Source organism: Idiomarina sp. PL1-037, from assembly GCF_034422975.1.
Lineage (GTDB): Bacteria > Pseudomonadota > Gammaproteobacteria > Enterobacterales > Alteromonadaceae > Idiomarina.
The window spans coordinates 405,720-427,076 of record NZ_CP139873.1; the positions used below are offsets into that span (position 1 = coordinate 405,720).

The window sequence follows — 21,357 nt, forward strand, 5'->3', positions numbered from 1 at the left end:
AGAAATGAGTTATGACAAAGATCATAAAGAACTTCAGACAAGTGCTTTTTGTGGTGAGCTTTGCAAAGTTTCTGTTAACATGGTTTTAAACAGAGTAAAGGATGTTGTTGAGTGCTAGGACTTTCAAAGCAAAAAGAAAATGATCACCGCATTTGCTTTCAGGTAACGCAAAACAGCGTCCGTCTTCTTATTGTAAAAGGGTCAGGTAAAGCTCCTGAGCTGATTGTTAACGATCATGAACAAGTGCAGCAGGACAGCTTAGTTAAACACGCAGAAACTCTGCTGGGAAAATATTCGCGTTTGTCATTAAAACACGCAAGCGTTACTTTGTTGCTAGGAACGGACTTATACGAGTCTGTTCAAGTTGATCGGCCCGCTCTGGATCCCGCTGAAATTTCAGGAAGCTTAAAATATACGTTAAGCGATTTAGTCTCTTTTTCGGCGGAAGAAATCATTGCCGACTATTATGAGTTTCCCGAGCAGCCATCCGGTCAGGATAAACTGGTTGCAGTTGCGGCGAACAAAAACTTTTTAATGCCCTGGGTTGAGTTATTTAATGAGCATGATTTGAGCTTAACGGATATCGCAATTACGGAATTGGCGCTACCCCGCCTAGCCGAGACTCAGAGTCACGCTGAACTCACTTTATATCAAAACCCCGCGGGCAATTACATTGCTCAAATTAATACCCCAAAAGGTTTGATGTTTACTCGCCTGCTACGCGGTGTGACCGATGTGTCTAAATACACAGAGAGCGAAATAGAAGCTGGCGCCTTAGAGCCTTTAGCAACAGAGTTACAGCGTTCGGTCGATTATTTCGAAAGTCATTTGCGACAGGCTCCCATTAGCCGAATTATTCTCGCCGTAGAACATATGACGCCGGAAGCTCTTGAAAAAAGCCTGGCTGAGCTGTTAGCAGTAGAGTGCACTAGGTACCAGTACCCGCTATGGTCTGCTGACCTGCGCGAGGGCGACTACTCCGATCTTGCGGGCTTAGGTGTTTTAGTCGAGGGCGATTTATGAAGCAATGGGTAAATCTGTACCGCAACGAGCTAAAGCCTGTAAAGCAGAGGCTCACCTTAACGAAGGTAAGCTCTGTTTTGGGTGTTTGGCTGGCGCTGTTGCTCGTTGTGGTTGGTGTTACTCAGTGGCAAAAGACAGCGGTTGTTGAAAAGAATGAGCGTTTGTCGGCTACTTTGAATAAGATAAATAATAAACTGGAAGGCAGCCGCGAGAGAATTTCCCGACGACAGCCGAGTCCACAATTGCAGGCAGAAAAACAGCAGTTGCAACAAGAGTTGCAGGACGCCAGAAGTTTCAGTCAGCAAATTGCAGAGTTTCGTCAAAGCAGCTCTTCATCCGTTAGTGAGTTTTTACAGGAACTTGCAGAAATCACCCCGGAAGACATCTGGTTAACCGATTTTTCAATGTCTGGCGAAAATATCCGTTTACACGGGCAAGCGCTAAACAGTGAAGCCTTAGTGCTATGGATGGATAAATTTGGGCAATCGAGCTTACTGGCTAATAAGCGTTTTGCGGTTGTTGAACTTAAGCGCAGTGAGCAGGGGTATCAGCAGTTTTTGCTGCAAAGCGTCAGAAGCAGTGAGGACGAATCAAACAATGAATAACTGGTGGTTACGCGCACAAGAAACCTTTAACTCTATGCCCGGGAGACAGCGAGCCCTTTTGTCTCTGGCCGGTTTTTTAATTATTACCCTGCCGCTTATGAGTTACGTTATTTCCCCAGCGCTGGAGCAGAGCAAAGCGCTTTCTGTGGAAAATGCCCGTATTGCTTCTCAAATAGAGCAGTCTGAGCAATTAGAGCAGGACGTGCAGGCGCAGTTAGCTAATGATATTGATGCTCCGCTCAGGGCGGAAATTAAGCAGTTGAAGCAGCGGTTAGCTCAGGCAAAAGGCGACTTTTCAAAAAGCCAGGTTTTATTGCCCGCGCAACAACGAAAACAGTTTCTAAACAGTGTGTTACGTCTTGCCTCAGAACTGGGAATGGATAGTTTAGAAGCTAAAGAGCCGACCGTCGTATTTGAAACCGGGTCTATTAAACTCTATCAACATGCTGTGCAGGCGGAATTTACCGGGCGCTTTTTCGCGGTATCCGACTTTGTGGATACGTTGCAAAAAGAATACCCGAATGTCCAGTGGGCCCGCTTTGACTATCAGGTAGGCGACTACCCGACAGCAACAGTAACTATAGTTTGGTATCTGCTAAGTACGGATAAGGAGTTTATCAGTGCTTAGAGTCATTACTTTTTTATTGCTTACGGTTTCGCTTTCGACTTTTTCGCAAGAGAGGGACCCGACTCAGCCTCCGTTCACTGCCAGTCAGCCTTCAGTGGAAATGGATAGCTGGGGACAGAATATAAGACTGTCTCAAATTTATTATTCAGACCAGAGTCAGTCAGCGCGAATCAACGGAGAGTGGGTTAAGCCTGGCGACAATGTTGATGGTTTTCGGGTTAGCTCAGTCAACCCAAACAGCGTTATTTTAGAGAAAAACAACGAGAGAGTAGAGATTACTTTGTTTAAGCCGATAAAACAGAACGAGAAAGGCAATCCGGGGGCGGTACAATGAAGAAAGTTGCAGCAGGAGCGTTATTGTTGGCACTGAGCGGCTGTGCTTATCAACCGAGCTATTCTCCAGATGAAGCCAATAAAGCAATGAAGCCGGAAGCTTCTGAGAAGAAAGAAACAGAGGCTAAAAAAGAGCTGCCAGCAGAAGTCAGTAACTTCTTAAATCAGACGGCAAATAAAGAACAAGAAGATGGACTGGCCTTACTCGAGGAGCCCCGGTTTGTGCTGCAGGCCGATGATGTTGACGCGAAAGCCTTCTTTTATGGGTTAGCGGCAGATTCACCTTATAATATTCTGGTACACCCCAATGTCAGTGGCGAAATCTCGTTAAGCCTGAAAGACGTGACCTTAGACGAGACGCTGGATGCCGTGCAGGACATGTACGGTTTTGAAGTTCGTCGTGCCGGACGTACTATTCAAATATACCCAGCCGGGGTAAGAACTCAAACATTCTCACTGGATTACCTGTCGCTGCGCCGCTTTGGTATTTCACAGACTGAAATTTCAGGTGGTGGTGTGAGCGAGGAGCGTAATCAAGGCTCGCGAAATAATTCTGGAAGCAGCAACAGTAATACTCGTTCCGAAGGGAGCTCTCTGCTCGGTAATAACGGTGGCGATTACAGTCGCGGCAGTCAGCAGAACCAGTTGCAAGGTAATGGCTCCAGCATTAATACCCAGTCAGAAACCGACTTATGGGGCGGTCTGAAAGACGTCATTGAAGGTATTATTGGCGGTGGTAATGTGGTGCTTTCACCGCAGGCGGGTATTGTCAGCGTTACAGCTTCGCCTGAAAAGTTAAGGGCTGTTGGAGACTTTATCGATACACTGGAAACACGTCTGCAACGCCAGGTGATTCTGGAAGCCCGTATAATTGAAGTGACCCTGAATGATGGTTATCAACAAGGGATAAACTGGCGTGATATGGCAAGCGGGACTGGCTTTGGCGTTGACTTTAACGGAGTGACACCAAGTAACACAACTTCGGCGACTATTGGCGGGCTCTTTGGTCTAACCTACGAAGATCCGTCCAATAATTTTAACGGCATGATAGAAATGCTGCAGACTCAAGGTACGGTGCAGGTACTCTCGAACCCTCGGGTTAGTGCATCAAATAACCAAAAGGCCGTTATAAAAATAGGCCAGGACGAATATTTTGTTACCGACGTTACCAGCCGCACGACATCGGGAGTTGGGGATTTGACATCGTCTGATTCCGATATTGAGTTTACACCGTTTTTCTCCGGTATTTCATTAGATGTAACCCCTCAGATAAGTGACGACGGTGAAGTAATACTTCATGTTCACCCCTCAGTGGTGGAAACCAGTGAACAGGAGAAAGTCATTACAGTGTCTGGCAAAGAGTCTGTATTGCCACTGGCTAAAAGCAACATTCGGGAGTCTGACACCATAGTTAAAGCACGCAATGGTGAAATTGTTGTGCTGGGTGGTTTAATGCAAACCACAAATTCTGAGGAAGTGGGTAAAGTCCCGTTACTGGGTGACATTCCGTTGTTGGGCGAGTTATTTACTAACCGCCGCAACCGCCAGGAAAAGAAAGAGCTGGTTATATTACTGAAACCGACTGTGGTGGGTGTTGATACCTGGCGCGATGAACTGAAACGATCTCGCGAACTGCTGCAGGAATGGTTCCCGGATATAGAGCAATAACTAAGGTAGTATGTACTTATACCATTACGGCTTACGCGAACTGCCCTTTACGATAACGCCGAACACGCAGTTCTACTTCGACTTGAACAGCCATCACGAGGCTTTCGAGGTGGTTTTAACGGCGTTAAAAACTGGTGAAGGCTTTATTAAAATTACCGGAGAAGTCGGAACCGGTAAAACCTTGCTGTGCCGACGTTTATTAAACGACATTCCTGACTTTTTTAAAACCGCTTATGTTCCGGACTCATACCTTGACCCGGCAGAACTGAGGCTGGCCATTGCTCAGGAGCTGGACCTGGAAACCGAAGAAATGACCAACCAGCAGCAGCTGGCGCGGGCACTACAACAGCGCTTGCTCGATATAAATAAAAACGGGCAGGCCGTGGTGATACTCATTGATGAGGCACAGGCGCTACCGGAAAAAAGTCTCGAAGCTTTGCGCTTACTGTCCAACTTAGAAACCGAACGGCGTAAATTGGTGCATATTGTTTTACTGGGTCAGCCGGAACTGGATGAGCGTTTGTCACAAAAAGCCTTTAGGCAACTTCGTCAGCGAATCAGTTTTTCGCATAAATTAACCGCCATGAACGCGGGTGAAACGGCCGATTATATAGCGCACCGTATGGATGTTGCCGGTTATCAGGGCACTCCGATATTTGACTGGAAGTTAGTCCGGCGATTACACCGTTGCAGCCGTGGCGTACCCCGTTTAATTAACATGCTGTGTCATAAAATGCTGCTGCTGGCTTATGGTGAAGGACGTCATCAACTGTCGACGCGGGACCTAAAGTTAGCGGTTAATGATACTGAAGACACAGAATTGACTCGCTCTGTATGGCTTCCCGTAACTGTGTCTGTGTGCGTACTTTTTCTGGTGGCAGCCGCGCTCAGTTATTGGCAAATGGGTGGTTCGCTATGAGCGTTATTAATAAAGTTTTGAAAGATTTAGATCGTCGGGGGCAACAGCCCTTCTCGAAAAGGGCGGCGAGTAGCGCCGTTGAGCGCCGCAGTAGCCATCGTTTAGGGTTATGGTTGCTGGCGCTGATGCTGGTGATTGTTCTGGCTTTAGTTATTTTCTGGTGGCGGTCGGGTTCAGGAAATACGATGACGGTAACAGAGAGTGACCCGGTTGAAGCTCAGAAAGTGCAGGAACGGGTTAAGCCACTTATTGACACTGCGGTGATAAAAGTTCCAGCTGAGCGCACGGCTCGCTCTGAAACTGACTCGCAGCAATCTAATGAAATAGAGGTACGAGACTTAGAGCCGGTTACGGTTACTGAAACCGAGCAGGAAATAGCCGAAAAAGCAGAGCCCCTCCCAGAAGAGCCTGTTTTGGCCGCTGAAGAGACCGAAAGCGAGACGCAAAAAAATGGTGAGTTTAGTAAGCAAGCCGTGCAGCTCTCGCCAGCAGAAATTTCCGCACAACATATTGAAAAAGCGCAAAAAGCTCAGCAACAGGGACGCTTAACGTCGGCAGAAGACCATTGGCGTAAGGCGCTTGCTGTTACACCTGAAAATAAAGAGGTGCGAAAAAAGCTGGCGGCTTTGCAGTTTGGCCGGAATAAGGTATCGCAGGCATTAACAACGCTGGAAGCCGGTTTTAAGCTGAACCCGGATGACTTTGAGTTTCGTCTGTTAAGTGCCCGTATTCTCGAAAAAGAAGCGCGGCCTGCAGCTGCGCTGAGCTTATTGAAGCAAGCGACACCAGACGCTGGTGCCTATCCGGAATATGTCCAGAAACAGGCGTTGTTGGCCCAGTCGCAGGGTGACTACAAGGCAGCGGCTGACGCGTATCAACGTCTTATTGAGTCTGAACCTGCGCAGGGCCGCTGGTATTTAGGTAAGGCGGTGGCTCAACAGGAATTTGCGCCTGAGGCGGCGGTGGCATCCTACAAGGCAGCTTTAAAGCGAATCAAGCATCAGCCGACTCTCGACTTTATTGAGCAGCAAATTGTGACATTAAAGGCAACTGAATCAACAGGTGAGCAATGAAGCGTCCTCGTCTTAAAATGCGACTGGGTGATTTGCTGGTTCACGAGCAAATCATCAGTGAAGAGCAACTGCAAAAAGCACTGGAAGAGCAAAATGTTAGTGGGCGTAAACTGGGTGCAACCCTAACCGACCTGGGCTTTATTTCGGAACATCAGCTGCTCGAGTTTCTGGCGCAACAGTTAAAGCTGCCGCTTATTAGTATCTCAGAGCGTAAAATCCCACCAGAAGCCTTCAAGCTGCTTCCGGAAGTTCAGGCGCGTCGCCACCGGGCTCTGGTTATTGAAGCCGACGAGAAAAAAGCTCTGGTTGGTATGAGTGACCCGGCCGACTTGTCTTCAATTGATGCGATAAATCAGTTACTTGCTCCGCGTCACGTAGAGTTGGCAGTCGTGCCTGAAGGCGAATTGATGCAGGCTTTTGATAACCTTTATCGACGCACCAAAGAAATTGAAACCTTTGCCAGCCAATTACAAGATGAGTACGACGACACCAGTGAGTTTGAGCTGGGGCAGTTAAGTCTTGATGACGACACCGATGAAGCCACAGTAGCTAAATTGCTGCAGTCCATTTTTGAAGACGCAGTGCAGGTCAGAGCCTCCGACATTCACATAGAGCCGGACGACCGAAAATTAAGGATCCGTCAACGTGTGGATGGTGTGCTGCAGGAAAACGTATTAGATGAAACCAACATAGCAAACGCCCTGGTTTTGCGTTTAAAGCTTATGGCCGGGCTGGATATTTCTGAACGACGTCTGCCGCAGGACGGTCGGTTTAATATGAAAATCCGCAAACACAGTATCGACGTTCGGGTATCAACCATGCCGGTTCAGTATGGCGAGTCCTGTGTATTGCGTTTGCTGGATCAGTCTGCCGGGCTGTTGTCGCTGGAGCAAACGGGGATGCCTGACGCTATTGTTAAGCGTATACGGGCTTTAATTAAACGTCCGCACGGCATGCTTCTGGTAACCGGGCCTACCGGCTCGGGAAAAACCACGACCTTATACGGTGCACTTAGCGAGCTGAATACCGAAGGCAAAAAAGTGATTACGGTAGAAGACCCGGTTGAGTATCGTCTGCCGCGTATTTCGCAGGTGCAGGTGAACAGTAAAATTGGGCTGGATTTCTCACGGGTTTTGCGCACCACCTTACGTCAGGATCCCGACATTATCATGGTGGGTGAGATGCGCGACCATGAAACCGTTGAAATAGGTTTGCGCGGCTCTATTACCGGTCACCTGGTTTTATCCACATTACATACCAATGATGCTATTACCAGCGCCATGCGCTTAATTGATATGGGCGCGCCGCCTTATTTAGTGGCCGCAGCTTTGCGCGGCATTTTGGCTCAGCGTTTAGTACGCCGGGTTTGCGATAAATGCACCGAAGATTATCAGCCCGATGAAGCTGAAAGTCAGTGGCTGGAGCATTTGAAAGAGGGAAGTTCGGGCTATTCTTTTAAACGCGGAGTGGGCTGCCAGACATGCAACCATACCGGCTACCGTGGGCGTATTGGTGTGTTTGAACTGCTCGAGATGAACACTGCAATGATGGATGCGTTAAGAGACGGGAATACCCGCGAATTCGCGACGGCGGCTAAAGCTCACCCAGGGTATCAGTCCATGGCGACAGTGGCACTGGACTATGCTCGGGAGGGGGTTACCAGCGTTGATGAGGTATTGTTTCTGGCAGAAAGTGTTGAGGACAGTATCTAATGCAGTTTCGGTATCGTGCACGGGATAAAGCCGGACAGTTGCAGCAGGGCTCACTGGATGCCAGTGATGAGCGCAATGCCGCCGATGTACTGATGCGTCGCGGCTTGGTGCCGTTATCGATTCATTCGGTAAAACGCCAGAACTTCTCTTTGCTGGGCAGCGGCTTTGGAGAAAGTTTAAAGTCTGCGTTTCAGCAAAAAGTGTCGCTGGACGAACTGATTATATTTTGTCGCCAAATGTATTCGCTGACGCAAGCTGGTATTCCTATGCTGCGGGCTATTGAAGGGCTGGCAGACACAACCCAGAACAAGCGCTTACGTAAGACTTTACAGGATGTGCATGGCCAACTGGAGCAGGGCCGTAATTTATCGACAGCAATGTCCCAGCACCGGGGTGTTTTCCCCAGGCTGGTCATTGCTATTGTGCATGTGGGCGAAAATACCGGGCAGCTGGAAGAATCCTTTCAGCAGCTGTCGGTTTATTTAGAGAAAGAACAAGACACCAGAAAGCGAATAAAAGCCGCAACCCGCTACCCAAGCTTTGTTCTTATTGCGCTCGTCATTGCCATGTTTGTACTGAACATTTTTGTTATTCCAACTTTCGCTTCTATGTTCAGCCGGTTTAATGTTGAACTGCCCTGGGCAACCCGCGCCTTGTTGGGCTCGTCTAATTTTTTCGTCGCCTATTGGCATATGTTGTTGATTGCAATGGTCGGGGCTTATTTTGGTCTGCGGTATTACATAGCAACAGACAACGGAAGACTGAAGTGGGACAGCCTAAAGTTGAAAACACCCATTATTGGCTCCATTTTAATGCGTTCTATGCTAGGTCGTTTTGCCCGCAGCTTTTCGGTCATGATAGGAGCCGGCGTTCCACTGACACAGGCTTTATCTTTGGTTGCCGAAGCGGTGGATAACGCCTGGATGGAAAAACGTATTATTGAAATGCGCCGCGGCATTGAACGAGGCGAAAACTTGTCGCGAGTTGCCCGTCAGTCAGGCCTGTTTACGCCATTAATTTTGCAAATGATATCGGTTGGTGAAGAAACCGGCCGGGTTGATGTTTTGCTGTTAGAGGTCGCCGAATATTACGAACGCGAAACCGACTACGATCTCAAAACCTTAACCGCTCGTATTGAGCCATTAATGATAGCCGTTGTGGCGGTTATGGTATTGATTCTCGCGCTGGGCATATTTACCCCAATGTGGGACATGATGAGTGCGTATCAGGGACGATAATGACCAGAGCCGCAACGGATGAGCGCAAGGGTATTCAGCGGCTGCAGAATATTCTGGTGGTATTGTTGTTGTTGGTACTTGGCGCAGTGGCCGGCAAAATGGTACTGGTTGAAGAGCCGCAGAAATGGCGTCAGACCGAGTTAGATATTGCGGTTTCGCGTTTTATTGACTCGCTTTGGCTGGCCAGAACTGAGTGGATGCGGCGCGGTAAACCAAAAGACGTTGCTTTGCTTTATGAAAGTAAAGCGCAGCAAACCACTGTCGTAATGAATGAGCAAGGCTGGCCGTCTGTTGAACCGGGGTGTTTGCAGCTGTGGCAGCGCTTGGGCAGCAATGTGCCGGGCAGTGCTTTAGATACAGAATTAGAAAACGGGAATTGCCATTACAGAATTAACCAAAGCCCTTGGTTTACTTATAAAAGTGACCGGGGTCAGGTTGTTCGGAAATAACCCGGCAACCCAGTGTTAAGTGTTAAGGAAATGTCATAAGATGGATTCTATTGGAGTTTTAGTATGAGAGCTAAAATGAGCAAAAAACAGCAGGGTTTTACCATCATTGAGCTGATTATTGTTGTCGTCATTCTCGGCCTGTTGGCAGCCGCCGCCATTCCGCGGTTTACCGATGTGTCATCGGATGCTGAAGACGCTGCCCTGGAAGGGGTTGCCGGTGGTTTTGCCAGTGCAGTTGGCATTGTGCGCGGCGAATGGGAACTTAGCGGTCGTCCGAAAGGGGCAAACGGAACGGGAGCCGGCGCAGAAGTGTCCATGGACCAAATTCTGTTATACGTTGATGGAAGCACGGGATACCCGGTGAGTGGTGACAATGCAAATGCGCACGACGAAAATTTAGTAGCAACGGACTGCGTCAGTGTTATGCAGTCCATTTTGCAGGGCGCGCCAACGGTCACAACCAATTTTAATAACCTGAACGAAACCCGCTATTTTACTTACGTAACACAAGATAGCGCAGCAGGTAACGATATGTGTGTTTATTATTTAGGTAACACCATAAAAAATGAAGCAGACGCGCCATCGGGTGATGATTATCTGACAGTAGGCAATGCTTTCGTTTATAATCCACGTAATGGCGGCGTGAGTATTCACAGCAACAACCAGTAATTTTTTCAACCATTGAGAGTATTAATTATGCGTAATCAAAAAGGTTTTACCCTGATCGAACTGATCATCGTTATTGTCGTTTTGGGGATTTTAGCAGTAACCGCTGCGCCTCAGTTTATTAATTTTTCTAGTGATGCTCGTACTTCTACAGTTAAAGGTTTGAAAGGTGCTTTACAGGGCGCTGCCCAAACAGTCTATGCAAGAGCAGCTATCGATGATGATTTGGATGGTACTTCGGCTACTCCCGTGCCGGTTAATGGTGTAGCTACCGTGAATGGTTACCCAGCAGCCACACAGGCAGGAATTGCTACTGCCGCGAATTTGAGTGCCTATGACACAACCTCAACAGATGACTTTGCTGGGCAAGACTGGGTTTATACAGTTGATGGAACCACTATTTACATTGCCCCAGCTGAATCAGTAGACGATACAGGTACGGATTTGACTAGCGCTGGAACTTGTCAGGTAAATTACGCTGATGCAGCTGACGCTAATACTCCTCCGGTAATTACAACAGATACATCTGACTGTTAAGTCTATTTTCTTTGTAGGTGCGTGCGTTTGTGCGTACCTGCAAACTAGGAGCTTCCGATGAAACTCCGGGGTTTCACACTTATTGAACTCATCATTATACTGGTGATTATCGGTATCCTCGCCGTATCTGCCGGCCCCGTCTTTTTTGATAACTCGGGTACAAAAAGCCAAGTTTTACGGCAACAAGCAATGAGTATTTTGCGCGGCATTCAGTTACAAGCTATGCAGGATACTACGGGTAATTACTCCTCTGTCGTATCAGAAAATACCCTCGGCGCTCCTCCTTTTATCGAAGAGAACAATCGGCAGATAAGTAATGCCGACAATGTTACCTTTTCATTCTCCGGCTCTTTACCTGCAACTATTGGTTTTGATGGTTTAGGCAGACCAACCGAACAATGTAGTGGTGGATGCACTATTACCTTTACCGAGGGCTCAGGTACAAGTCGTGATCTCTGCATAAATAAAGAGGGTTACATTAATGAGTGTTAAGCAATCAAAAGGCTTCACTCTTATCGAAATCATCATCGGCATTGTTGTTATTGCTATTGTCGTAGCGGTCGTAACAGCAGGAATGGGGCCACTATTCCGTCAAACGGTGGACCCCTGGCAGCAAGTCCGCGCAGCCGAACTCGGCCAAAGTTTGATGAATGAAATCATGGCACGCAAGTTTGATGAAAATAACAGCGCACTTGTACGTTGTGGGGAGGGCGGCGGTCCCTGTACCACACCTGCAACAAGCTGTGCCGGTCCAGGTAACCCACTTCCCAATACAAATGGCTCGGAAACGCGTGAAGACTTTGATGATGTGGACGACTTTAACTGTCTGGGTATCAATAACAGCGATTTAGAAAACATTTTTGGTAACGCTATCGATACCAATTATTACAGTGGTTTTGGTGCTGAAGTCAGAATAAGTGAACCTGAAGATGATCAGGTAAAACGTATCGATATTGTCATCATTACTCCTCAAGATCAGCGTATTGAGTTCTCAGGGCGCAGAGGTAACTGGTAATGCGGAATAATGGTTTTACCCTCATTGAGCTTGTCATCGTTATTGTGCTGTTATCGATAGTTTCTATTTTTAGCTTTCGTTTTGTTGGCCTGGGGTCAGAAATGTACGTGACTGGTGCTGAACGGGTAAAGCTGCTTGACCAGAGTCGCTTTACCATCGAGCGAATCACGCGAGAATTACGTAATTCGGTACCCAATAGCGCGCGTGTACTGACGTTAGCGGATGGTAGCGAGTGCCTGGAGTTTGTTCCCATTAAAGTGGCGGGTACTTATTATAATGCACCATTCACCAGCTCCGCCCCTGAGTCGTTAGAGTTAGTCACTATGGCGACCGGCTGGACTAGTATCAATTCAGGATCGTTAAACAACGACCGACTATTTATCTACGCGACCCGTCCGGATTTTATTTACCCGGACAAACCTGACGGCGAACGCCGCTGGAGTCGGGTAGACAGTAATCAAAGTCGCACTGGCCAACAGACTACAGTGGCTTTAGAATCCGGTTTTTATTTTGCGGAAGAGTCGTCACGTCAGCGTCTTTATGTTGGCCGATCACCCGTAAGTTTTTGTGTTCAAATGGATGGTAAAATAAAGCGTTACAGCGATTACGGCTGGAATCAGACTCCAATAGCTTCGGCGAACGAGCTCATCGGCGAGAGGGTTATCAACTTAACGTCCGCCGGCACAAAGGTTCCCTTCGAAGTTGAGAATGCTACGCTGTTGCGAAATAACGTCATACACGTATTCTTAGAGTATGAAACGGCTGTTGGTGAACGGCTTTTCTTCAACCAAGAGATTCATATTCCCAATGCACCTTAATGGTTTTTATTCAACACACCGTCAACGAGGTAGCGCATTAGTTGTTGCTATCTTCGTGATCGTTGTTTTGGGGTTGTTAGTCAGCGTTCTCTCTCAGTTAGTCCGTACAAGTTCTGACTCAACCGTTGTTGAGGTTTATGGTAACCGAGCATTTATGGCGGCACAAAGTGGTTTGCAAGTCGCAATGAGCGAATTATTTCCTTTGAACAATAATATCGCCGACTGCTCGGAGGTGAATAGTACCACAGTTAATTACAGCGGCGGTGGGCTATCCCAATGCCGTTCCGACGTTGTTTGCGACTCATTCAATTACTCTGGCGGTGATACGCATTATAGGCTTGAGTCCACAGGAACCTGCGAAGCCGGAAATACCATCACCACTCGCAAAGTGGCGATCGAAACGAGGACGGTGGAATGAGGCGTTATTTGTTTCTGGCTCTATTCCTTGTAATAACGCCAATGTCTTTGTATGCGCAAAGTAACAACGGCGCTGTTCAGTGCAAAGATGTTTGGCCTAAGGCGTCAGTTTATTCTGGTAATTCAGCACCCAAGCCCATCGAGTTACCGGAAAAAGAAAATCAAAACCCCTTACCAAAACAACTTCAACCCATTGACTACCTTCGTGTAGCTCCATTTGGAGGCTTTACTGACGTTGGTGCAAATTATGATACTAATGGCCCAACATCGAGAGTGTATATTGACGGGGATTTAACCATCCAAGAGGAGCGACAAATCAATATAGATGGTACTCCGGATGAATTTATTTTAGTCGTTACGGGAGATTTGACGATTGAGAGGAATGTAACTATTAAGGGTTACATCTACGTTGGCGGGACTTTGTTTATTCAGCGGGGAGCTAATGGGAATAACCAAATAGAGATAGAAGGTGCGATAAGTGTAAGCACAGGAAGTTTTTATTTAAGTGGTTTTGGCAGCCCGACACCACCTAGTTTAACGTACGTTGCTCCCGAGTTTCCCTTGAATGGCGGTCAATTTTGTTCTGCTGCGTCGCCTCAACCACTGTCCTCGCTACTCAACTGGAAGCTGAACGATGGTCCTTGGAATAACGCACCGGGCCAGATCATTGACAGTTCCGGAAATGAGTTTGACGGAACCAGCAGCGTAGCCTGGAGCAATAACACTCCCGCAATACCCACGGATTTCAGTGGTGAGGGAACCTGTGGCTATGGCGAATTCGATTACACTCAAAGTCAGTCGATACAAATTGATGACGACGCTAATGGTTTAAACGACCAACTCGATTTTGGTACGGGAGAAGAATTTACCGTGGGGGTTTGGGTTAAGCCTACAACCTTCAACCCTTCCTCAAGCCTGATGACGATTGTTTCGAAAGATACGAATTATGAGTTTCATGTTCGTGACGATGGGATTATTAACTGGTGGTGGAATACTGAATCTGGCGGTATTCGACAGTTCAATAGTTCTACAGCGGTTTCCTTAGGAGTATGGCAGTACGTCGCTATTCGCTATAAAGATGGCGAACAAAGCATTACAATAATTGATGATGAGTTTAATACGGTTTCAAAGACCACGGAAAACTACGGCGGAGGATTAACAACCAACGACCGCCCCTTCATTCTTGGTAATGACTTTAATCAGACTCGATATTTCGATGGTGATATGGATGAACTATCGGTTTTCAATGAATCACTGACAGACAGTCAATTACTGGCGGTTGCTCAGCAAACCTCACTATGTGAAACATTAGGACAAGTGTGCTTTGCACCTGATCTGGATGAAACATCATTTTCGGATGATTGGGACGTTATCGAAAGTGGTGATACGGTACCAGGAATAATTAATTCTGGCAGCCCTTCACCGCGCTTAAGGTTAACAGAGAACGCGCAGAATCAAACCACGGCAATTACCTTAAAGCAGCCGGTGGCAGCCGCTGGGAGTAGGGTTGAAGTAACCTTCAGGTTATACGCTTATGATGGGAGTGGTGCGGACGGTATTGCGTTGGTCTTGTCGGATAAAGTCCCCGCTAATGCTGGCCAATTTGGTGGTTCATTAGGTTATGCCAATTCCAATGGTAACCCTGGCTTCGATGGTGGTTGGTTAGGTATTGGTTTTGATGCTTATGGCAATTTTGCAAATGCAACCGAAGACAGAAATGGCGGGATTGGGCGTACACCAGACAGCGTAACCTTGAGAGGTGCCGAAGATGCGGTAGCAGGCCGTCAAGAGTATCAGTATATTGACACTTCTGGAACATTGAGTCCGGGTATCGACGATGCGTCCGCCAATAGACCTGAACCAGGCCATTTATATAAAGTTGTGGTCGATAATACCGACACGAGCGCCGTTAGTGTCGAAGTGTTGAGAGACATCTCGGGTCAGGGTAATAACTATATTTCATTGTACCAAAATAATGATATTTCAAATTTGCAGCCGGCAATTCCCAATCAATTCTATATCAGCTTTGCCGGCAGTACGGGTGGCTCTACCAATATTCATGAATTTGATTTATTTCAGGTATGTAGTGGTGATGGTACCTCATCAGAATCAGTAAACCATTATCGATTAGACTTTCCAGGGAGTGTAGTTTCGTGCGCGGGAGCAACGGTTACCGGTGTAGCCTGTGTTGATAATAACTGTGACGACATTTATCAACAATCTGCCAATGTAACGTTTGAACTGCAGCAAGGTGGAGCGGAGTCAAAGACTGCAGACTGGTCAGCTAAATCATTAGATCTAGGGGGAGCGGCCAAAACGACAATAGTAAAAGATGCAGCGGGTGCCTACTCGGTGGTACTGACCGATAAAACGTTGGATGCCCCCACGCGTTGCTTTGTCGATGGCGTAGAGACCACAAATTGTGAAATAGAACTTACACAGGCCGGTTTTATTTTTAGCGATCCGGCTTCCAGTGAAGGGCTGAATGAGATTAGTCGTAAAATATCAGGAATAGATTATTCAAAAGAACCTAATAAACAAAAAGTGTTCTTACGTGCGGTGCGGACAGATGATAACGCACTAACTTGTTCAGATTTTACTGAAAGTCTATTGAATGTCGGGCTTAAATTTCAGTGTGTAAATCCCACCAGTTGCCCGTCGGCCAACGATCCCAACCTCGGCTTTTTTATTAAAGACGATAGTGATAATGGTTATACGCAGGTTAAAAATAATTTAACTTCAGTCCCGATAAATTTCGAAAGTTCAGAAGCTGGCTTCTTCATGACGTACGGTGATGCGGGGGCCGTTTCACTGACAGCAAGCGCTGAATATGCTAATGGAGCTACACTGAAGGGAACGTCTGCACCCTTCGTTTGGACCCCAAACGATATCGAAATTACTCCTATTATTGCTAATGATGATGACGGAATAGAATATCAAAATGGCGTTTTAGCTAAAGCTGGAGAAGCTTTTAAGGTAAATTTAGAACCGCTTAATGCCAACGGAAAAGTAACTCCAAACTTTGGCGCGCCTTATGAGTTAGAGCTACAAGAAAATGCGCACTCAACAAGCGATGCCGTTTTGGGTGAATTGGAGGGAGAGTCAACATTTAGTAGATCAGATGATGTTTCTGACCCACATTATAGCTCTAATTCGGTGACCTATTCTGAAGTTGGTACCGTAAATATCGTAGCAGAGGTAAAAGGTAAGAAATACTTCCCTGAATACCATGCCTCACCGGGTAACTTTACAGGCACAAAGACTATCGGTCGTTTTATACCCGCTCGTTTTGTTATGTATGCGAATGAGTTTGCAAATATTTGTAACAGAGGGAGTGGACAGCCGTTTTTTTACATTGGAGAGCCGCAAGAATTAGCTAATACGGTTTATTTTGAAGCGCTAAATGTAAATGGAGATATCACCCAAAATTATGAAGCTGTTCGAGCTCCTGATGAAGTTACGCTTCTATATAAAGGTTTCGGGGATTTAACAAAAACGCTTGTTGGCGAGCAGCCGCAAAAAAGTGCCGCGTCATATTTTACGATGGATTGGACAGAAGGGGTTGGTAGCTTAAATAATGCTTTTATTACCTATCCAAGAGCAGAGAACTACGACGAAAGCGAACCTTATAACTTTGAAGGTCCGATAGAAGATTATCAGCTTGGCATTCAAATTAACGATGGCGAGGGTAATAATTATTACTCAACAATAGAAGGAGGCACTCTCAGCAGTGGAGGCTTCACTTATGTCTTATTTGATGAAGCAGAACTTCGGTTTGGCCGCTTACGCTTGCAGAATATTTACGGTGGTTCTACAGATCCCTTGCCTGTTGAGGCCGTGGTTGAATACTGGAACGGAGCATCATTTGTTGCAAATGATTGGGATAACTGTTTCGAATTTCGCAGTGATGCCGTGAGTTTGCTCAGTGCTACCGATCTGGACGGTAATACTATAGATACGAACCCTGAGTTGGCAGATATTCCTGACTCAAAAACACTAAAAAAAGGTCAATTACTGCCTTTAGGTAGTGTATTTTCAACAGAAGAACTTATTCGTTGGACAAAGTTAACAGAGCAGTCAAAGTTTATTTTTAATTATGACTTAGGGGCTAAAGATTATTTACGGTTTGACTGGGTGGGCAATGGTTACTTAGATGATGATCCTCAAGCAGAAGCATTAATTGGTATCTATCGCGGCAGCGACCGCCAAATTTACTGGCAGGAAGTCGGTTGGTAGAACGAATTATAACGATTAATCGACAATTCGATGACAATGCCTCTTGCTCTTTTGTTAACAAGCAAATAGCATAAAGCAGAGTTTAAACGAAAAATGCGGGCGTTGACGAACGCTCATAATTATTACAATAACGATAGTGCGACTACAGCTTTGGCTTTTACGCCGCTTTGTTATTTTTTCAAGCTTGGAATGGAAACATGATGCGATTGGCTCGACTGGCCTTGGTAATGGCCTCTACATTGACATTCGCCTCGACGGCTCTTGCTCAGCAGGAGATGACTGTCGAAGAAATTGCTAACCAAATTTCGACTCTAGAGAGCGATTTTGAAAACTTTTCTGGTACTGTAAACACGCTTCAGCAAGAAGAGCGGAACCTGCGGGAAAAGCTTCAAAACTTGCGTGAGCGCAACAGCGAACTGGAAGCGAAACGTGAATCAGCATTGGCGGAAATGAATGACCGCTACCAACGTTTGGTGGAAGACCCAACAATCGACATTGCTGGCGCCCAAGAAGCGTACAAGCAAGCCGTTATGGCCCATCAACAGAATAAAGCAGACATTAAGCAGCAAGTGAGTCTGGTTAATGAAAAAGCACGCGAAGTAGAAGAAGCGCGTGTAAGCAAACACAGTCTTATTAATGAAATTGAAACGCTTAAAGAGCAACGCAATTTAGCTCGTGTCGATCGCTTAGAAAGTGAGTTTAACCGTACTGGCGAACTTGAAGTGAGTCAGTCAATTAGCTGTGACCGCCAGGAAACACTGGGGCAGTGTGAAAATCGCGGCAAGCTCATGGCTAAGCAAAAAGCATCGAAACAATATCTTGATACCATTCTGGATGGTTTAAGTGAAGCCTCTCTCGCTCGCGAAAACATTGAAAAAGCCAGTCCGAATGTACAAATTTTAGGTTCTAAAACGGTCAGTAATGGCTTTAGTGGTGCAGGTAACTACGGCGTAAAACTGGCGGTTGAACTGCGTGGTCAGTTACCCCAAAGTCAGGCTTGTACGCTATTGAACGTTGATATGCGATATTGTGCGTCGGAGCAACGGCCGGGGGAGCTGCAAGCGGGTGATGAGGAAACGGTTGATAGCTCCGTCATGCACCCGTTAACCATACGCTCTAACGTGTATGATGATGAAGTTGTTATCGATGGTGTAAGCTATGGTTCCACGCCGTTGGAAGTAATGTTGCCCGGCGGTGAACATCAGGTTGAAATTCTTAAGTATGGTTACTCTGCCTACGCGGAGAAAATTTTACTGAAAGACGCTACCGCTATTCGTGCTGAATTAGAGAAATCTGATTACTCCTTTACTCGTGGCGAAAAAATTCAGGACATTCTGTATCGCGATGTTCGTGGTCCTGAACTGGTTGTTGTTCCCGCGGGTAAATTTAAAATGGGCGACTTGGTCGGCAATGGTTTACCGAACGAACGTCCGGCCGAAACGCGTGAAATTCCGACCGCATTGGGTATTTCTGACACTGAGATTACGGTTGAGCAATTTGGTAACTTTGTGGAAGATACGGCCTATGTCACCGAAGCTGAAAAAAACGGTACTTGCGCAAGCCTGAGCAATGGTCGTCCGCAGTTTAACGAAAAACTTACGTGGAAAAATCCTGGGTTTAAACAGTCACAAAGCTCACCAGTGGTTTGCGTCAGCTTTAACGATGCACAAGCCTACGCTGAGTGGCTTACACAGAAAAGTGGATTTGAATACAGTCTTCCTACTGAAGCAGAATGGGAATACGCGGCACGCGCCGGTTCGGAAACCGATTTCTGGTGGGGAAATGATGTCGGTTATGGCAAAGCAAACTGTCGTAACTGTGGTACAGATTGGTCAAATATACGCCCTGCTCCAGTCGCGAGCTTTCATCGTAACCCCTGGGGATTATACGATACTGTCGGTAATGTCTGGGAGTGGGCTAAAACCGATGACGGTGTGGTAGTGAAGGGCGGTGCCTGGAACTTTACGCCAAGTTTGGCAAGAGTTTCTACAAAAATGGAACTTCCGTCAGATTTTAACTCCAACTACATTGGATTCCGTGTTGTAAGAGCTCAGTGAGTATTACTGAGCTCTTTGCTGTCACTCTGTTAGCTTATAAGTAGGGATATACCGCTTCATGTTTAAAAAAATTCGCGGCCTTTTTTCAAACGATCTTTCTATTGACCTTGGAACAGCGAACACGCTTATCTACGTCAAAGATGAAGGCATCGTTCTGAACGAGCCGTCTGTTGTTGCCATTCGTCAGGAACGTTCAGGTGGGCCAAAATCTATCGCCGCCGTTGGTGCAGCAGCAAAGCAAATGCTGGGTCGTACACCAGGTAACATTCGTGCCATTCGTCCTATGAAAGACGGTGTTATTGCAGACTTTTATGTGTGCGAGAAAATGCTCCAGTTTTTCATCAAGCAGGTGCACGATAGTCATTATTTCCGGCCAAGCCCAAGAGTTTTAGTCTGTGTTCCATGCGGTTCAACCCAGGTAGAACGTCGTGCTATTCGCGAATCTGCACTGGGTGCCGGTGCGCGCGAGGTTTACTTAATTGATGAGCCTATGGCTGCCGCTATTGGTGCAGGCTTACCGGTGTCTGAAGCTACAGGCTCTATGGTGGTCGATATTGGTGGTGGTACAACTGAAGTTGCCATTATTTCCTTAAACGGTGTGGTTTATTCATCATCGGTTCGTATTGGTGGCGATAAATTTGACGAAGCAATTATTAGTTATGTTCGCCGTAATTTTGGTGCATTGATAGGCGATGCGACAGCAGAGCGTATTAAGCACGAAATTGGTTCAGCTTTCCCGGGCGAAGAACTGAAAGAAATCGAAGTTCGTGGCCGTAATCTTGCTGAAGGAGTTCCGCGTTCCTTTACTCTTAACAGTAATGAAATCCTGGAAGCTTTGCAGGAACCTTTAATGGGGATTGTCAGTGCCGTTATGGTTGCGCTGGAGCAATCTCCACCTGAGCTTGCATCGGACATTTCCGAGCGAGGCATGGTTCTTACCGGTGGTGGTGCGTTATTGAAAGACATTGACCGCTTGCTTCTGGAAGAAACAGGCATCCCGGTTATTATTGCTGATGATCCGCTAACCTGTGTTGCACGAGGCGGTGGTAAAGCGCTGGAAATGATTGATATGCATGGTGGTGATTTATTCAGTTATGAGTAATTCATGAAGACGCTGTTTGCCCGCGGTCCATCCTTACTCTCCAGGCTAGTGCTCGCACTAGCCTGTTCGTTTCTGCTGATCTTTATTGACCACCGGCTTCAGGCAATGAAGCCGGTTCGGTTATTTTTGAATTCGTTGGTGGCTCCGGTTCAGTATTTGGCTATTTTGCCAGAACAGTTGCTGGACGGTGTCTCCGAATCGTTAAAAACCACGTCGCAGTTAAGTGATGAAAATAAGCAGCTTAAGCGGATTATTCTGGAGTTACAGGGTGAGCAACAGCAGCTCCGCTTTCTTCAGAACGAGAATAAACGACTACGTGAACTTCTTGGTTCAGACGCCCGCGATTCAGCCCGGCGTATGGTTGCCGAGGTCATCGCCGTTGCCTCCGAGCCGTTTTCACAGCAGTTGGTTATTAACAAAGGTACGCTTAATGGAGTCTACGAAGGTCAGCCCGTACTCGACAGCCATGGCATTATTGGACAGGTGCAGGACGTAGGCGGTAATACCGCTCGTGTTTTGTTACTCTCGGACCAGAGTCATGCGATATCCTTGCGCTCAGAACGCAGCGATATTCGCATATTGGCGCAGGGAACAGGCGATATCGGTCGTCTTGAGTTGATGTTTATTCCGCACAGCACTGAGCTGAAAGAAGGGGACCTTCTCATGTCTTCGGGGTTAGGGGGAATATTTCCTGAGGGCTATCCGGTGGCAACAATTCGAAAAATTGTCAGGGATGAGTCTCTCCCTTTTGCTAAAGTGATAGCGGATCCCGTCAGCGCGCTTGACCGCGTACGTAACGTTTTATTGTTGTGGCCAAGCGACGGCGAGCAGCAGCCCATTTTTGATGAGGACGAGGAATAA

Annotated in this window: 20 protein-coding genes; all 20 read left to right on the top strand. The window is 46.8% G+C overall.

What is annotated here, in order from left to right; genetic code table 11:
* Window positions 1–111: 111 nt before the first annotated feature.
* The 20 genes from U0358_RS01925 (at window position 112) to mreC (ending at window position 21,357) form a co-directional block, all read left to right on the top strand.
* On the top strand, window positions 112–1,023 hold the full coding sequence (locus U0358_RS01925) for a Type II secretory pathway component (protein ID WP_317497794.1): 912 nt from the start codon (window positions 112–114) through the stop codon (window positions 1,021–1,023).
* Window positions 1,020–1,628 (top strand): PilN domain-containing protein, encoded by a 609-nt coding sequence (locus U0358_RS01930; RefSeq protein WP_317497795.1) that lies wholly within the window; start codon window positions 1,020–1,022, stop codon window positions 1,626–1,628. Before U0358_RS01925 ends, U0358_RS01930 begins: the two co-directional genes overlap by 4 nt.
* Entirely contained in the window at window positions 1,621–2,256 is a 636-nt protein-coding gene (locus U0358_RS01935; protein WP_322406838.1) for a Type II secretory pathway component, read from the top strand. Before U0358_RS01930 ends, U0358_RS01935 begins: the two co-directional genes overlap by 8 nt.
* Window positions 2,249–2,590 carry a general secretion pathway protein GspB gene (locus tag U0358_RS01940; protein ID WP_322406839.1) on the top strand — a complete coding sequence of 114 codons (342 nt, stop codon included), beginning with the start codon at window positions 2,249–2,251 and terminating at the stop codon, window positions 2,588–2,590. Before U0358_RS01935 ends, U0358_RS01940 begins: the two co-directional genes overlap by 8 nt.
* Window positions 2,587–4,257 (top strand): pilus (MSHA type) biogenesis protein MshL, encoded by a 1,671-nt coding sequence (mshL, locus tag U0358_RS01945; protein ID WP_322406840.1) that lies wholly within the window; start codon window positions 2,587–2,589, stop codon window positions 4,255–4,257. Before U0358_RS01940 ends, mshL begins: the two co-directional genes overlap by 4 nt.
* Before the next feature lie 10 nt (window positions 4,258–4,267).
* Window positions 4,268–5,176, top strand: a complete 909-nt coding sequence (locus U0358_RS01950) for an ExeA family protein (protein ID WP_322406841.1) — start codon at window positions 4,268–4,270, stop codon at window positions 5,174–5,176.
* Window positions 5,173–6,249 (top strand): tetratricopeptide repeat protein, encoded by a 1,077-nt coding sequence (locus U0358_RS01955; protein ID WP_322406842.1) that lies wholly within the window; start codon window positions 5,173–5,175, stop codon window positions 6,247–6,249. Before U0358_RS01950 ends, U0358_RS01955 begins: the two co-directional genes overlap by 4 nt.
* Window positions 6,246–7,961 carry a GspE/PulE family protein gene (locus U0358_RS01960; protein WP_317497801.1) on the top strand — a complete coding sequence of 572 codons (1,716 nt, stop codon included), beginning with the start codon at window positions 6,246–6,248 and terminating at the stop codon, window positions 7,959–7,961. The genes U0358_RS01955 and U0358_RS01960 overlap by 4 nt, the downstream gene beginning before the upstream one ends.
* The gene (locus U0358_RS01965) at window positions 7,961–9,199 is read left to right on the top strand and encodes a type II secretion system F family protein (protein ID WP_322406843.1); all 1,239 of its coding nucleotides are present in this window, start codon (window positions 7,961–7,963) and stop codon (window positions 9,197–9,199) included. Before U0358_RS01960 ends, U0358_RS01965 begins: the two co-directional genes overlap by 1 nt.
* Window positions 9,199–9,648, top strand: coding sequence for a Type II secretory pathway component (locus U0358_RS01970; protein ID WP_322406844.1), 450 nt, complete (start codon window positions 9,199–9,201; stop codon window positions 9,646–9,648). Before U0358_RS01965 ends, U0358_RS01970 begins: the two co-directional genes overlap by 1 nt.
* 63 nt (window positions 9,649–9,711) lie before the next feature.
* Entirely contained in the window at window positions 9,712–10,317 is a 606-nt protein-coding gene (locus tag U0358_RS01975; RefSeq protein ID WP_322406845.1) for a prepilin-type N-terminal cleavage/methylation domain-containing protein, read from the top strand.
* 27 nt (window positions 10,318–10,344) lie between these two features.
* On the top strand, window positions 10,345–10,851 hold the full coding sequence (locus U0358_RS01980; protein ID WP_322406846.1) for a prepilin-type N-terminal cleavage/methylation domain-containing protein: 507 nt from the start codon (window positions 10,345–10,347) through the stop codon (window positions 10,849–10,851).
* A gap of 57 nt (window positions 10,852–10,908) precedes the next feature.
* Window positions 10,909–11,343 carry a prepilin-type N-terminal cleavage/methylation domain-containing protein gene (locus tag U0358_RS01985; protein WP_322406847.1) on the top strand — a complete coding sequence of 145 codons (435 nt, stop codon included), beginning with the start codon at window positions 10,909–10,911 and terminating at the stop codon, window positions 11,341–11,343.
* Window positions 11,333–11,866 carry a prepilin-type N-terminal cleavage/methylation domain-containing protein gene (locus U0358_RS01990; protein WP_322406849.1) on the top strand — a complete coding sequence of 178 codons (534 nt, stop codon included), beginning with the start codon at window positions 11,333–11,335 and terminating at the stop codon, window positions 11,864–11,866. Before U0358_RS01985 ends, U0358_RS01990 begins: the two co-directional genes overlap by 11 nt.
* On the top strand, window positions 11,866–12,684 hold the full coding sequence (locus U0358_RS01995; RefSeq protein WP_322406850.1) for a PulJ/GspJ family protein: 819 nt from the start codon (window positions 11,866–11,868) through the stop codon (window positions 12,682–12,684). Before U0358_RS01990 ends, U0358_RS01995 begins: the two co-directional genes overlap by 1 nt.
* Window positions 12,674–13,102, top strand: a complete 429-nt coding sequence (locus tag U0358_RS02000) for a Type II secretory pathway component (RefSeq protein ID WP_322406851.1) — start codon at window positions 12,674–12,676, stop codon at window positions 13,100–13,102. Before U0358_RS01995 ends, U0358_RS02000 begins: the two co-directional genes overlap by 11 nt.
* Entirely contained in the window at window positions 13,099–17,337 is a 4,239-nt protein-coding gene (locus tag U0358_RS02005; RefSeq protein WP_322406852.1) for a LamG-like jellyroll fold domain-containing protein, read from the top strand. Before U0358_RS02000 ends, U0358_RS02005 begins: the two co-directional genes overlap by 4 nt.
* A gap of 197 nt (window positions 17,338–17,534) precedes the next feature.
* Complete coding sequence (locus U0358_RS02010; protein WP_322406854.1) at window positions 17,535–19,394, top strand: formylglycine-generating enzyme family protein; 1,860 nt, start codon at window positions 17,535–17,537, stop codon at window positions 19,392–19,394.
* A gap of 58 nt (window positions 19,395–19,452) precedes the next feature.
* Window positions 19,453–20,496, top strand: coding sequence for a rod shape-determining protein (locus U0358_RS02015; RefSeq protein ID WP_317497811.1), 1,044 nt, complete (start codon window positions 19,453–19,455; stop codon window positions 20,494–20,496).
* Between the two features lie 3 nt (window positions 20,497–20,499).
* Window positions 20,500–21,357 (top strand): rod shape-determining protein MreC, encoded by an 858-nt coding sequence (mreC, locus tag U0358_RS02020; protein ID WP_322406855.1) that lies wholly within the window; start codon window positions 20,500–20,502, stop codon window positions 21,355–21,357.

What these genes read in the sequence shown, in the direction of transcription:
- U0358_RS01930 (WP_317497795.1), top strand. Translation starts at nt 1,020, where the DNA reads ATGAAGCAATGGGTAAATCTGTACCGCAACGAGCTAAAGCCTGTAAAG.
- U0358_RS01935 (WP_322406838.1), top strand. Translation starts at nt 1,621, where the DNA reads ATGAATAACTGGTGGTTACGCGCACAAGAAACCTTTAACTCTATGCCC.
- mshL (WP_322406840.1), top strand. Translation starts at nt 2,587, where the DNA reads ATGAAGAAAGTTGCAGCAGGAGCGTTATTGTTGGCACTGAGCGGCTGT.
- U0358_RS01950 (WP_322406841.1), top strand. Translation starts at nt 4,268, where the DNA reads ATGTACTTATACCATTACGGCTTACGCGAACTGCCCTTTACGATAACG.
- U0358_RS01955 (WP_322406842.1), top strand. Translation starts at nt 5,173, where the DNA reads ATGAGCGTTATTAATAAAGTTTTGAAAGATTTAGATCGTCGGGGGCAA.
- U0358_RS01960 (WP_317497801.1), top strand. Translation starts at nt 6,246, where the DNA reads ATGAAGCGTCCTCGTCTTAAAATGCGACTGGGTGATTTGCTGGTTCAC.
- U0358_RS01965 (WP_322406843.1), top strand. Translation starts at nt 7,961, where the DNA reads ATGCAGTTTCGGTATCGTGCACGGGATAAAGCCGGACAGTTGCAGCAG.
- U0358_RS01970 (WP_322406844.1), top strand. Translation starts at nt 9,199, where the DNA reads ATGACCAGAGCCGCAACGGATGAGCGCAAGGGTATTCAGCGGCTGCAG.
- U0358_RS01975 (WP_322406845.1), top strand. Translation starts at nt 9,712, where the DNA reads ATGAGAGCTAAAATGAGCAAAAAACAGCAGGGTTTTACCATCATTGAG.
- U0358_RS01980 (WP_322406846.1), top strand. Translation starts at nt 10,345, where the DNA reads ATGCGTAATCAAAAAGGTTTTACCCTGATCGAACTGATCATCGTTATT.
- U0358_RS01985 (WP_322406847.1), top strand. Translation starts at nt 10,909, where the DNA reads ATGAAACTCCGGGGTTTCACACTTATTGAACTCATCATTATACTGGTG.
- U0358_RS01990 (WP_322406849.1), top strand. Translation starts at nt 11,333, where the DNA reads ATGAGTGTTAAGCAATCAAAAGGCTTCACTCTTATCGAAATCATCATC.
- U0358_RS01995 (WP_322406850.1), top strand. Translation starts at nt 11,866, where the DNA reads ATGCGGAATAATGGTTTTACCCTCATTGAGCTTGTCATCGTTATTGTG.
- U0358_RS02000 (WP_322406851.1), top strand. Translation starts at nt 12,674, where the DNA reads ATGCACCTTAATGGTTTTTATTCAACACACCGTCAACGAGGTAGCGCA.
- U0358_RS02005 (WP_322406852.1), top strand. Translation starts at nt 13,099, where the DNA reads ATGAGGCGTTATTTGTTTCTGGCTCTATTCCTTGTAATAACGCCAATG.
- U0358_RS02010 (WP_322406854.1), top strand. Translation starts at nt 17,535, where the DNA reads ATGATGCGATTGGCTCGACTGGCCTTGGTAATGGCCTCTACATTGACA.
- U0358_RS02015 (WP_317497811.1), top strand. Translation starts at nt 19,453, where the DNA reads ATGTTTAAAAAAATTCGCGGCCTTTTTTCAAACGATCTTTCTATTGAC.
- mreC (WP_322406855.1), top strand. Translation starts at nt 20,500, where the DNA reads ATGAAGACGCTGTTTGCCCGCGGTCCATCCTTACTCTCCAGGCTAGTG.